This window comes from Paraburkholderia panacisoli (assembly GCF_008369935.1).
GTDB lineage: Bacteria > Pseudomonadota > Gammaproteobacteria > Burkholderiales > Burkholderiaceae > Paraburkholderia > Paraburkholderia panacisoli.
The window spans coordinates 39,961-52,238 of the sequence record NZ_VTUZ01000001.1 but is presented as its reverse complement, the minus strand read 5'-3'; the positions used below and the strand labels follow the sequence as shown (position 1 = coordinate 52,238).

General features: G+C 62.9%; 15 protein-coding genes. 2 read left to right on the top strand and 13 right to left on the bottom strand.

All coding sequences use genetic code 11. The annotated features are described in order from the left end of the window. Positions 1 to 248: 248 nt before the first annotated feature. The 9 genes from FVF58_RS00250 to FVF58_RS00210 all read right to left on the bottom strand — a co-directional run bounded on the left by FVF58_RS00250 (position 249) and on the right by FVF58_RS00210 (position 4,580). The gene (locus FVF58_RS00250; RefSeq protein ID WP_246216884.1) at positions 249 to 518 is read right to left on the bottom strand and encodes a PAAR domain-containing protein; all 270 of its coding nucleotides are present in this window, start codon (positions 516 to 518) and stop codon (positions 249 to 251) included. Between the two features lie 214 nt (positions 519 to 732). Then, positions 733 to 1,032, bottom strand: a complete 300-nt coding sequence (locus FVF58_RS00245; protein WP_149667960.1) for a hypothetical protein — start codon at positions 1,030 to 1,032, stop codon at positions 733 to 735. Next, positions 1,029 to 1,460, bottom strand: coding sequence for a phage portal protein (locus tag FVF58_RS00240; RefSeq protein ID WP_149667959.1), 432 nt, complete (start codon positions 1,458 to 1,460; stop codon positions 1,029 to 1,031). Before FVF58_RS00240 ends, FVF58_RS00245 begins: the two co-directional genes overlap by 4 nt. A 170-nt stretch (positions 1,461 to 1,630) precedes the next feature. Further along, positions 1,631 to 1,933 (bottom strand): hypothetical protein, encoded by a 303-nt coding sequence (locus FVF58_RS00235; RefSeq protein ID WP_149667958.1) that lies wholly within the window; start codon positions 1,931 to 1,933, stop codon positions 1,631 to 1,633. Positions 1,934 to 2,880: 947 nt separating this feature from the next. Next, positions 2,881 to 3,075: a hypothetical protein gene (locus FVF58_RS00230; protein WP_149667957.1), complete on the bottom strand. Its 195-nt coding sequence runs from the start codon at positions 3,073 to 3,075 to the stop codon at positions 2,881 to 2,883. Positions 3,076 to 3,338: 263 nt separating this feature from the next. Continuing rightward, positions 3,339 to 3,482, bottom strand: a complete 144-nt coding sequence (locus FVF58_RS54085; RefSeq protein WP_188130667.1) for a tyrosine-type recombinase/integrase — start codon at positions 3,480 to 3,482, stop codon at positions 3,339 to 3,341. A gap of 43 nt (positions 3,483 to 3,525) precedes the next feature. Further along, positions 3,526 to 3,948, bottom strand: coding sequence for a tyrosine-type recombinase/integrase (locus FVF58_RS54080; protein ID WP_188130666.1), 423 nt, complete (start codon positions 3,946 to 3,948; stop codon positions 3,526 to 3,528). After that, entirely contained in the window at positions 3,941 to 4,300 is a 360-nt protein-coding gene (locus FVF58_RS00215; RefSeq protein WP_149667954.1) for a hypothetical protein, read from the bottom strand. The genes FVF58_RS54080 and FVF58_RS00215 overlap by 8 nt, the downstream gene beginning before the upstream one ends. Further along, the gene (locus FVF58_RS00210; protein WP_149667953.1) at positions 4,224 to 4,580 is read right to left on the bottom strand and encodes an Arm DNA-binding domain-containing protein; all 357 of its coding nucleotides are present in this window, start codon (positions 4,578 to 4,580) and stop codon (positions 4,224 to 4,226) included. The genes FVF58_RS00215 and FVF58_RS00210 overlap by 77 nt, the downstream gene beginning before the upstream one ends. Before the next feature lie 291 nt (positions 4,581 to 4,871). Between FVF58_RS00210 and FVF58_RS00205 the strand changes: the two genes are divergently transcribed. Both FVF58_RS00205 and galU read left to right on the top strand, forming a co-directional pair. Continuing rightward, complete coding sequence (locus tag FVF58_RS00205) at positions 4,872 to 7,751, top strand: valine--tRNA ligase (protein WP_149667952.1); 2,880 nt, start codon at positions 4,872 to 4,874, stop codon at positions 7,749 to 7,751. Positions 7,752 to 7,824: 73 nt separating this feature from the next. Next, complete coding sequence (galU, locus tag FVF58_RS00200) at positions 7,825 to 8,706, top strand: UTP--glucose-1-phosphate uridylyltransferase GalU (RefSeq protein ID WP_149667951.1); 882 nt, start codon at positions 7,825 to 7,827, stop codon at positions 8,704 to 8,706. Between the two features lie 122 nt (positions 8,707 to 8,828). Here galU and FVF58_RS00195 read toward each other — a convergent pair whose 3' ends face one another. From FVF58_RS00195 to FVF58_RS00180, 4 genes are all read right to left on the bottom strand, one after another. Continuing rightward, complete coding sequence (locus FVF58_RS00195; protein ID WP_149668337.1) at positions 8,829 to 9,056, bottom strand: sulfurtransferase TusA family protein; 228 nt, start codon at positions 9,054 to 9,056, stop codon at positions 8,829 to 8,831. Between the two features lie 138 nt (positions 9,057 to 9,194). Then, the gene (locus FVF58_RS00190) at positions 9,195 to 10,235 is read right to left on the bottom strand and encodes a Gfo/Idh/MocA family oxidoreductase (protein ID WP_149668336.1); all 1,041 of its coding nucleotides are present in this window, start codon (positions 10,233 to 10,235) and stop codon (positions 9,195 to 9,197) included. Beyond that, positions 10,235 to 11,251 carry an inositol 2-dehydrogenase gene (iolG, locus tag FVF58_RS00185; protein WP_149667950.1) on the bottom strand — a complete coding sequence of 339 codons (1,017 nt, stop codon included), beginning with the start codon at positions 11,249 to 11,251 and terminating at the stop codon, positions 10,235 to 10,237. The genes FVF58_RS00190 and iolG overlap by 1 nt, the downstream gene beginning before the upstream one ends. After that, a complete protein-coding gene (locus FVF58_RS00180) occupies positions 11,244 to 12,125 on the bottom strand; it encodes a MurR/RpiR family transcriptional regulator (RefSeq protein WP_149667949.1) in 882 nt (293 codons plus the stop codon). The genes iolG and FVF58_RS00180 overlap by 8 nt, the downstream gene beginning before the upstream one ends. Between the last annotated feature and the right edge of the window lie 153 nt (positions 12,126 to 12,278).

Sequence of the window (12,278 nt, the reverse complement as noted above, 5' to 3'; positions counted from 1 at the left end):
GACCGCGCCGTTTCCGGCGCGAGTGCGCTCGCCTTTGGTCCGCCTGAGCAGGATCAGGGTCTGTACGGTTACATCAACAATCTATCGTGTCGTGCGGCGCGAGATGCCATTGCCGACACTCGGGATCGAACAGCACGTACTGTTCATCACCAGGCACGGCCTGCGCTCCGCGCGGTAACGTGCGTATAGCGTACTGCACGGTGTCGTCCAGCCGCGCCCGGCTCCAGTTAGACCTAGGCCAAGCGCCATCAGATCAGGCTCGAAATCAGGTGGCAGCCGCACGTGCCACGATGACCGGCACGGGCAATCGGACGGCCCTCATCATCCATCGATTCGTCGCCCTCGATAGTGATATTGGGCCGAACCTCGGGATGTAGCGGACACTCGATCAGGTCGCCCTTGCGGGCGAGCGGGATGCCGGCATTCCGATCTTGCCCGGCACAATCGCGAGCGGAGCCGTGTCGCCAGATGCGGATAGTCCGATTCATTGCGCTGGCGGATCGGTAGTCCTGCTGCATGTGACGTTTGTTGATAGTGTATCTGCGGGACGGGAGTAGCATCGATAATGGCGATCGCAGTTGTTCCCGGCAATTGCGGTCCCGGTTGATGTCTCCTCTGTTTGCGCGCCGCTTTCAGGCGCGCTCTTTTTGCTCCCGCATCTCACTGTGGCATCGGCACCTGATCGGTTCTTGCCGCTTCAGCCGCCGCCACGCTACCGGCCCAATCAGGCAATTACAGACCTCGTTCTTTCACTAGCCGCATTTCGTTCGCACGCTGATGTAGTACTTCTTCATAGTCGTGCCCCTGCTCCGCGCATTCGGGCTTGAGCGTGGACAGTGCCGCGTCCATGCCCATGACGCCGCCCGCTTTTTCCCTGGTCGGATCGATCCAGCCGAGCGCGACGCCCATCCATGAACAGCGCCCGTATGCCGGGCGCGCCTCGATGTACGGCGGCGCATCGGAAGGCTGCGGCAATTCGTGCCGGTCCATCGCTTCCCATAGCCACGCACCGTAGAAGGCAGAATTCGTCACGCCGCCGCACCCGCGTTTTCCACGCTTCGAGCACGGCGGCGCGCGCTGCTGCCATTCGTCTTGCTCCACTCCTGCGCAAGCTGTTCGGCACTCAAACCCAGCACGGCGGCAATCATGCGCCGCATCTCATGCGCGAACGTTTCTGAGTTGCCGTGAACGTGCGTGGCCGATACGCTTTCGATCGATTCACCGGGCGCGAGCGTCGCAGTACGCGCACCGTTGAGCATCGGGGGAGGTTCGTCGGCCCACTGCGCGCGCAACGCCTGGTACAGCGGCAGTTCTTCACCGTCGCCCGCGCCCAATGCGTCCTCCACGAGCGCGGGATGCCCCAGAAACGCAAAGACCCGCACCAGGCGGGTTCGGGATGAGATTCGGGCATTGCGGATCGATTCGTATGCTGCGGCTCCTGCGCCTGGGTGCGAAGCCATTCAAGCGCTGTGCGATGTGCGTCCAGATCTGGACCGGCTCCAGGATTGCCACTTGCGCGCCCACCGTATGCGGTCGACGCCACAGCGCTGCACGTGGCTGACGACGGTCTCGTGGAGACCCTCCCGTTCGTAGCCTTTCTTATGGGCGGAGCGGGCGCGCGCGACACCGGTCAGAAATTTTCGTACGTCTTCTGCACGAGCTTGCCGTCCCGGAAAACGAACGAGACCATCTGCTGGCTGGTCTTGCCACCCGCATAGTCCCAACGTTCCACGCGGTCAGCCTTGCTGGCCCGGTACGGATAGCCAAGCCTGTCAACAACCTGTCGCTCGGTTGTCCCGGGTGGGAACCGCTTGTCCATGCTTTCACGCGTCCAGCCGTGCACATACATCTCGCTGTAGCTCTTCGTGGTGCCGCAGCCAGAAAGTCCAGCCAGGCACACCGTGCCAACCGCCATAATCGCAATCGCTTTCATTTCTCTCTCTCGCAGATCAGATGGGGTAACGATCGCATTTTCGAGATGGAAAGGGTGTCAGACGGGTCCTAAATCGTCACTGCTGTGACGAAACGGCGCAGCGGTTATCTCCTGTTCGCACGCGGGCCGCGCGTGCTCACGAATCCATGTGAGGCAGGCGTGATGCGGGTCCCGATACGAGGGCGACGGATGGTCGCCGCGCTCAACGCCCTGGCGGTATGTCCGGCCGATCCACGCCCGCAGATTATTGGGCAACGCGTACCAGTGCCGTCGGCACCCCCACGCATTGCGCGGGACCACTTGTGTACCTTCCAGCCAGGGGCAGCGGTGCATGTTTGTTCCCCCGCCGTACGAATGACTTCATCGAAAACCGTGTGCAGGTCTTCGCCCTTGCGCGGCCTGAAGCCGTACCACCTGACCGCAAGTGCGGCGTATTGATCGGCGGCCGTCTTCCATTCGCCGCCGCGCCGGATCGCTTCCGCGCGCACCTGATCGCCTAACGTCACTCTCAACGGCGGTAGTGTTTCACTGTTTGCATACCTTGCCTATCGCGTAGTCACCTTTCCTCCGCGATTAGTGCGTCGTCAGCCCTACACACTGGCGCGGGTCCGCTGGCTCTGCACCTACCAGCGCGGCGCGTGCAATCCGCGTGATATCCGGCAAGGTGAGAGCGCTGGGTGTGCCTTCGGCCATGCTGGCAATCAGCGCGCGCGCTGCGTCATGCAATGCGCAGCTGCGCATATGGTCGGAGCGGATCATTCTTATCAGCCCACTCGAATCGTATCTGGTCGAAATTGACACGTTGCGTGATGACCTCATGCGTGAGGCCAAAACGAGCTGACCATGAATTCCATACCGACGATTGCCGAAAATGTCCAAGGCTTCGCCGAGGCCGAACTGACGGGCGACCCGCCCGACGAGGTGCGTGACTTTATGTGCCTTGCGTTCTATGCGGGTGCAGGCTCGATGCTGCGCACGGTCACACGATCAGTTGCACCGCCGACACGCCCGCCATGGGCCCAGCGGCGCTCGAGCGCCTGGATGACGAGATGACGGAGTTTGCCATGGAGCGCGCGGCGCAGTAGATAGCCGATGCTAAGCACGTCATACGGCGTATCGTAGTGCGTCGCGCGTTGGTCCATCGCCGGGTCTTGGAGCAGGTCTTTTCTAAAGGGATGATGACTTGCATGTGACTCGAACGCCGTATGTTGCGAGTCGCATGTGACACGATGCAAGTCGCGTGCAGGTTGCGACTGACAGAAAAACCCCCTGCATCGCGGGGGCCAGTTTGAGGAAAGATCGTGCAGTCTGTTCACGCGACCGCCTGTGCAGTGCGTGCCCCTGCTGCACTCACGCGGTCCAGCGCGCGGATATCGTCGCGCTGCTGGTCCGGGCAATGGTGCGCTCAACGCAACGTCTGCTGGATGCTGCTATGTCCGAGCCATTTTCTGATGCGCTCGATGGGTACGCCGTGCTGCGCGAGGCGCGTTGCAAACGAGTGGCGCAGGTCGCGCAACGTGAAACCGTCGATCTTCGCTTCGGCCAGCACATGGCAATCAGGCTTGATTTCGCAGCGTTCCTCGCCGAGCGCGTCACCGGATACCAGGATCGGGCTGCACCGGGCCGCCTGAAGTCTGCGCCCGCCAGCACTTCAATACCAAAAGAGTTTCATCGCACATCGGCACATAGCGTGTGCGGTCTCCCTTGCTCATCGCCTTGCGAACCCGGATGCTCTCGTTGTCGAAATCGATGTCGGGCCACTGAGGCTGCAACTGTTCCACACGCCGCAGGCCCGTGCCGAACGCGACCAACACGGCCGGCTTGAAGTGATCGACATAGGCGGCATCTGGACCATACACCACGTCATAGCGAGGGTCCGCGTCGATCTGTGCATGACTCGCACGCATCCGCGCCTCGCGCGCGTCAAGCGCTGCGCGCAGCCGGATTTCCCTATCCGCCCGCAGCCACTGGTCGCGGACTTCGCCCTCGTCAAAGAGCGCCTTGTTATCATCCATGACCTGTGCAACCGGGTTTGCGGTGATGAATTCGAGCCTGACCGCGTGCGTGAGCAGGCCGCGCAGCGCGGTAAGTTTGGACCCGACCGTGGCTGGGCTCATTCATGGTGCGGTCCTCGCCGACTTCCTTTTCCGGTTCCGAATAGGCCCATTCCAGCATGTCCCGCACGCTGATCCGGTTCAACGCGCCGGGAAAGGCTGCACCGAGCTTGCGCAGTTCGGCAATGGTCCGGTCTGGAGTCTTGATACTCGCGCGCACGCGCTTGGCGTAGTGCTCATCGATGAATTCGCCGATCGTCGGGACGATCTTCGCGGCCTGTTCGGTGCGGTGCGCGCGTTCGCGCTTGCGCACGATCTCGGTCGCCGTGTCGCTCGAATGCTCGACTTCCTGCGTCAGTTCCAGCACGCGGCGGCGTGCTTTGGGAAACGGTCATCGCCGGATATCCGCCGATGATCTGGCGGCGGTGCTTCCCGCCCGCGGCGCTGTAGCGGTAGAAAAAGATGATGGTGCCGTTCGGCGTGATGCGGGCGCCGAAACCCTTCTGGAGGTCGGCGAGTTCGCGGTGCGTGTCGTCGGGGCCGGCCCTGCGGATCGAATCGAGCAGTTTGCGGGTATGGTTGATTCGTGCCATGGCGTGTCCCTGTCAAAGTATTGACCCACGGCGGGGCCGCGGGGAATTTTTAGGGAGACTGCGATATACCGCATCACGTTGCTCTATGCCGCCAAGTATTTGATTTATAAAGCCATGCGCCGTTAGAGGACACGTATGCGACGCATGCAAATCCCCCGCACAGGGGCAACACCAATAGACCACCGTGAACTCCAGGAAAGCCCAACACCCCAAGAACGCACCCCAAAAATCCCCCACCGTCACGCCCCGCTTATAATCAAGCATTCTTTGCATTCATCAGCCGAACGACACATGAGCGAGACCCCGAGCGACACCACCTCAACGCTTGCCAAAAGCTTCGAGCCCTACACCATCGAAGCCCACTGGGGCCCTGAATGGGAAAAGCGCGCCTACGCGGCGCCCTCCTTCGACGAAAACCGCAAGGATTTCTCCATCCAGTTGCCGCCGCCGAACGTCACGGGCACCCTGCACATGGGCCATGCGTTCAACCAGACCATCATGGACGGCCTCACCCGCTATCACCGCATGCTCGGCGAAAACACGCTGTGGGTGCCGGGTACGGACCACGCGGGGATCGCCACGCAGATCGTCGTCGAACGGCAGCTGGACGCGCAGGGCGTGTCGCGCCACGATCTCGGCCGCGAGAAGTTCGTCGAACGCGTGTGGGAATGGAAGCAGCAGTCCGGCTCGACCATCACGAACCAGGTGCGCCGTCTGGGCGCGTCGATCGACTGGTCGCGCGAATACTTCACGATGGACGACAAGATGTCGGCCGCCGTGCGCGACGTGTTCGTGCGTCTGTATGAACAGGGCCTGATCTATCGCGGCAAGCGTCTCGTCAACTGGGACCCGGTGCTGCTCACCGCCGTGTCCGACCTCGAAGTGGTCAGCGAGGAAGAAAACGGCCACCTGTGGCACATCCAGTATCCGCTCACCGACGGCTCGGGCCATCTGACGGTCGCCACCACGCGGCCGGAAACCATGCTCGGCGACACCGCCGTGATGGTTCATCCGGAAGACGAGCGCTACGCGCATCTGATTGGCAAGACGGTCACGCTGCCGCTGTCGAATCGCGAAGTGCCGATCATCGCCGACGACTACGTCGACCGCGAATTCGGCACGGGCGTCGTGAAAGTCACGCCCGCGCACGATTTCAACGACTATCAGGTCGGCCTGCGCCACAAGCTGCCGCAAATCGAAATCCTCACGCTCGACGCGAAAATCAACGGTAACGCGCCGGAGAAATATCGCGGCCTCGACCGTTTCGAAGCCCGAAAGCTGGTGGTGGTCGACCTCGAAGCGCTCGGCGCGCTCGAATCGGTCAACCCGCACAAGCTGATGGTGCCGCGCGGCGACCGCACGGGCGTCGTGATCGAGCCGATGCTGACGGACCAGTGGTTCGTCGCGATGAGCAAGCCGGCGCCGGAAGGCACCTTCAATCCGGGCAAATCGATCGCCGAAACCGCGCTGGACGTGGTCCGCAGCGGCGAGATCAAGTTCGTGCCGGAAAACTGGACCACCACGTACTATCAGTGGCTCGAGAACATCCAGGACTGGTGCATCTCGCGCCAGCTCTGGTGGGGCCACCAGATTCCGGCGTGGTACGGCGAAAGCGGCGAAATCTTCGTCGCGAAGACCGAAGAGGACGCGCGCGCGAAGGCCGCCGCAGCCGGCTACACGGGTACGTTGAAGCGCGACGAAGACGTGCTCGACACGTGGTTCTCGTCGGCGCTGGTGCCGTTCTCGTCGCTCGGCTGGCCGAACGAAACGCCGGAGCTGAAGCACTTCATGCCGTCATCGGTGCTGGTCACCGGCTTTGACATCATCTTCTTCTGGGTCGCGCGCATGGTCATGATGACCACGCACTTCACCGGCAAGGTGCCGTTCGACACGGTCTACGTGCACGGTCTGGTGCGCGACGCCGAAGGCCAGAAGATGTCGAAGAGCAAGGGCAATACGCTCGACCCGATCGATATCGTCGACGGCATCGACCTCGACGCGCTGGTCGCCAAGCGCACCACCGGCCTGATGAATCCGAAGCAGGCCGCGTCGATCGAAAAGAAAACCCGCAAGGAATTCCCCGACGGCATTCCCGCGTTCGGCACCGACGCGCTGCGCTTCACGATGGCGTCGATGGCCACGCTCGGGCGCAACGTCAACTTCGACCTGGCGCGCTGCGAAGGCTATCGCAACTTCTGCAACAAGCTGTGGAACGCCACGCGTTTCGTGCTGATGAACTCCGAAGGCCACGATTGCGGCTTTGGCAAGCCGGAACAGTGCGGCGAATGCGGCCCGGACGGGCATTTGCATTTCTCGTCGGCGGACCGATGGATCGTGTCGCGCCTGCAACGCGTCGAAGCGGAAATTTCCAAGGGCTTTTCCGACTATCGTTTTGACAATGTGGCCAACGCCCTATACAAGTTCGTCTGGGACGAATACTGTGACTGGTATCTCGAACTCGCTAAAGTTCAGATCCAGACGGGCGAGCCGAACCAGCAACGCGCCACGCGCCGCACGCTGCTGCGCGTGCTCGAAACGGTATTGCGCCTCGCGCATCCGGTGATTCCGTTCATCACCGAAGCGCTGTGGCAGAAAGTGGCGCCGCTGGCCGGACGTTATCCCGCAGGCGCGGCCGAGGGCGAGGCGTCCATCATGGTGCAGCCGTACCCCATCGCCGAACCTTCGAAGCTCGACGAGGAGGCTGAACAGTGGGCGGCCGACCTGAAAGCGGTGATCGATGCGTGCCGGAATCTGCGCGGCGAAATGAATCTGTCGCCGGCTGTCAAGGTGCCGCTGCTCGCCACCGGCAACGCGGAACGCCTGCGTACCTTTGCTCCGTACGCCCAGGCATTGGCCCGTCTGTCGGAAGTGCAGATCATCGCCGACGAGGCCGCGCTCGATGCGCAGGCGGATGGCGCGCCAATTGCTATCGTAGGCAGCGATAAGCTCGTGCTGAAGGTGGAGATCGATGTAGCGGTCGAACGTGAGCGTTTGTCGAAGGAGATTGCGCGGCTCGGCAACGAAGTCACCAAGTGCAACGCCAAACTGCAGAATGAAAGTTTCGTTGCCAAGGCGCCGCCGGCAGTCGTCGAGCAGGAGCAGAAGAGACTTGCCGACTTCGAGGCCACCATGGGCAAGCTGAAAGCCCAATTGGCCCGCCTGCCGGCCTGATCGACGCTCCCTGCCTGCAGTCGCACCGGCAGGTGGGGACTGAAAGCTAAACCAGAGGACTCAGGGTATTCAAATGCTAAAAGTTACAAAGGCGGTATTTCCGGTCGCAGGTCTTGGCACCCGATTCCTCCCGGCCACGAAGGCAAGCCCGAAAGAAATGCTGCCGATCGTCGACAAGCCGCTGATCCAGTACGCGGTCGAAGAAGCGATGGCGGCCGGCATCACCGAAATGATCTTCGTCACGGGCCGCAGCAAGCGCGCGATCGAAGACCACTTCGACAAGTCCTATGAGATCGAGGCCGAGCTGGAAGCGCGCGGCAAGGACAAGCTGCTCGAACTGGTCCGTAGCATCAAACCGAGCCACGTCGACTGCTTCTATGTGCGCCAGCCGGAAGCGCTGGGCCTCGGCCACGCGGTGCTGTGCGCGGAAAAGCTGGTGGGCGACAACCCGTTCGCCGTGATTCTCGCGGACGACCTGCTGTATGGCACGCCGCCCGTGATGACGCAGATGATCGAGGTGTTCGACCACTATCACAGCTCGGTGATCGGCGTCGAAGAAATCCCGCGGCAGGAGACCAAGTCGTACGGGATCGTCGACGGCAAGGAGTGGGAAGATTCGATCATCAAGATGTCGGGCATCATCGAAAAGCCGGAGCCTGACGTGGCGCCGTCGAATCTCGGCGTGGTGGGCCGCTACGTGCTCAAGCCGCGCATCTTCAACCACATCCGCTCGATCAAGCCGGGCGCGGGCGGCGAATTGCAGTTGACGGACGCAATCCAGTCGCTGCTCGCCGACGAACAGGTGCTCGCGTACAAGTATCACGGCACGCGTTTCGACTGCGGCAGCAAGCTGGGTTATCTGAAGGCGACGGTCGAATTCGCGCTGCGTCACCCGGAAGTGGCCGCCGATTTCGAAGAATATCTGCGCACCCGTTCACCGGTTCTGGAAGGCTGAACGGCGCTCGCGCACGAGCCTTCCGGTCGCTTCGAACCGAAGTAAAAAAGGCGCTGTGTCCCGCATTAGCGGGCACAGCGCCTTTTTGTGTGGGGCGCGCGTTTCCGGCTCGCTGCCGCTCGTTAGCGGCGCCTCATCAGAAACGTGAAAACCTTGTCTTGCGCCGAACTCTCGACGATTTCATTGCCGGTTTGCCTCGCAAACGCGGCGAAATCGCGCTGCGAGCCCGGATCGGTGGCCAGCACCTTGAGGATCTGGCCGCTTTCCATGTCGGCGAGCGCCTTCTTGGCGCGCAAAATGGGCAGCGGGCACACCAGCCCGCGCGCATCGACTTCCTTGTGAATCTGAATTTGCATCGACGATGACCTTCGGGACGAGGCGTCGTGAGCGACGCCGGACAGAGGGTCAAATTCTACAGCAGGCGCCGCGCCGCCGCCGGACACGCCGCGGCAGCGCCGGTTCGCGCGCGCCATGCGCGGCTCACGCCGCTATAGCGTGACCGCCTGCCCGCTTTGCAGCGACTGCCGCAATGCAATGCCGATGCGCGTCGCTTCGAGCGCGTCGGCGAGCGTCGCGCCCGCCTGCACATGGGCTGCCGCCCCGCCCTGCACCGCCGCGACGAACGCGCGCGCCTCGTGCAGGAACGCGTCTTCGAAACGGTCGAAGAAGTTCGGCGTGCACTCGTTGCGAATGCCCGTGGCGTCGTATATCTCGACGCGATTCGCGCGCGGATTGTGGCCGATCGCGAGCGCGCCCGCCGTGCCGATCACTTCGCTGTGCGTGTCGTTGCCGTGCGCCTGCGTGCGCGACGCGTAGAACATCGCCAGCTTGCCGCCTTCGAATTCGCAGATCGCCACGCCGTTGTCGACATCGCCGGATTCGCGCAAGCCCTCGTGCAGCGCGACCGCGCCCGCCGCGAACACGCGCGTCGCGCGCGGCTTGCCGAGCAGCCAGCGGGCCACGTCGATATCGTGCACGGTGCAATCGAGAAAAATGCCGCCCGAGGTCGCGGCGAAGCGCACGAAGAAACCGTCGGTGTCGTTCTGGTCGGTGGTCTGCGAGCGCACGAGGAACGGCCTGCCGATCCGGCCCGCGGCGATCTTGTCGAACGCGTCCTTGTAGCTCGGATCGAAGCGGCGCATGAAGCCGATGGTCGCCTGCAGATGCGGATAGCGCGCGGCTTCGGCCAGCACGCGCTCGCACTCGGCGAGATCGATCGACAGCGGCTTCTCGCAGAACACGTGCTTGCCGGCGCGCAGTGCGTCGACGATCTGCTGCGCGTGCAACGACGACGGCGTGACGAGCCACACCGCATCCACGTCGGGATCGGCGAGCAGGTCAGCGTAATCGCCATACAGACGCGGCTCGCGCAATGCGTCGCGCGCCCACGCCCGCTCGTCCTCCAGCGGACTGCACGCGGCCACGAGCGCCGCGCCCGGCACGCGATACGCGAGATTCTCCGCGTGCCGTTTGCCGAGCCGCCCCAAACCGACCACACCGACACGGACCCTCCCCGCTGCCGCCGTCATCACGATGCCTCGCCGAGTTTGACCGCGCGGCCCTCGCGCCACGAACGGGTCGCGGCGTCGGCGAGTTCGAGCGCTTTCAGGCCGTCGGCCACGGTGGTGCGCACCGGCTTGCCTTGCGTGACCGCGTCGAAGAAATGCGCAATTTCGAGCGCGTAGGCGGCGCGATATCGTTCGAGGAAAAATGCCTCGGGCACGTCGGTCGACACTTCGGTTTTCGAATACGCGGTGACTTGAGTCGGCCGCACGTTGCCCGCCTGCAGCATGCCGGTGCTGCCGAGCACTTCGAAACGCTGGTCATAGCCGTAAGCGGCGCGGCGCGCGGTATTGATCTGGCACAGCCGGCCGCGCTTCGTGCGAATCGTCACCGCGGTCGAATCGATGTCGCCCGCCTCCGCGATGGCCGGGTCGCTCAGGCAACTGCCGGTGGCGTGCAGCGTGTCGGCTTCGTCGTCGAGAATCCAGCGGAAGATGTCGAAGTCGTGAATCAGCATGTCCTTGAAGATGCCGCCCGAGTGCCGGATGTACTCGACCGGCGGCGCGCCCGGATCGCGGCTCGTCACCACCAGCATTTCCGGCGTGCCGATCTCGCCCGCGTCGATACGCGCCTTCAACGCGGAGAAAGTCGGATCGAAGCGGCGCTGAAAACCGATCATGCAGACCACGCCCGCGCGCTCCACCGCGTCGGCGCACACCTGCGCGCGCGCGAGCGTCAGATCGACAGGCTTCTCGCAGAACACGTGCTTCTTTTGCGCCGCCGATTTGACAATCAGGTCCGCATGCGTATCCGTGCTCGAGCAGATCACGGTCGCGCCGATCGCGGCGTCGCCCATCGCGCCGTCGATATCCGCGACCTGCGCGCCATGCTCGGCGGCGAGCGCCGCGGCGGCGTCGCGATTCACATCGACCACGTACTTGAGCCGCACGCCCGGATGCCGCGCGAGATTCGCCGCATGAATCCTGCCGATGCGCCCCGCACCGAATACCGCCACGTCGATCGTCTTTACCGCGTCAGTCATCGTATCCTCCAGTGTCCTTGGATTCTTCAACGTTCAATTCGAGCTTGTACGCGAGCGCGATGAACAACGCCTGGCACAAGCAGATCGTGCTGGTCAGCGAGCGGAATGCGAACGCGCTGCCCTCTTTCACATACAGCTGGGTGGTCGCGTAACGCGACAGCGGAGATAGTTGGCTGTCCGTAATAACCAGCGTCTTCGCCTGATGATGATGCGCGACGCGCAGGCAGTACTGCGTTTCCTTGCCATACGGCGCGAAGCTGATCGCGATCACCACGTCGCCCTTCTTGACGCTGCGAATCTGCTCGCGGTACATGCCGCCGAAACCGGACACCAGATGCACGCGCTTGGGCGTGTGCTGCAACGCGTAGACGATGTAGCTCGCCACCGGGAAGGAACGCCGCACGCCGATCACGTAGATGTTGTCGGCCTGTTGGAGCATCTTCACCGCGGCGTCGAACTGCTTGTCGTCGAGTCCCGCTTCGAGTTCTTCGAGGCCGCCGCGCGAGGCCGCGATGAATTCGCGCGCCACCGCGCCGCCCGATAACGCACCCGGCTTCTCGTCGATCAGCTTGCGAATCCTCTGCTGATAGCTCGGCGACGACGCGCCCTGCCCCGTGTACGCCTGGCGAAACACCGCCTGCAGATCGGAGAAACCGGAAAAACCGAAGCGCTGCGCAAAGCGCACCACGGCGGACGGATGCACGCCGCAGCTCGCGGCGATGTCGCTGGTGCGATCCACCATCACGCTGGAGCGGTGTTGCTCGATGTAGGTCGCGACGTTTTTCAACTGCCGCGGCAACGCCTCGTAGTTTTCCGCGATGCGCTGCATCAATTCTTCGACGCTCGGCAATTCTTCGGTGCTGGGTTCCGCCATGGCTTTCTCTCTAGTGCTTTATTGCATTGCGGCAACCGCTTGCCAGGCAGCCCCGCACGACCTTCCGACGCTGCCGATTATAGGCAGCGTTCATGCCAAATGGAACGTATTTTCCATTTTTATTTGTCATGAAATTTTCATTGCAACGCCTCG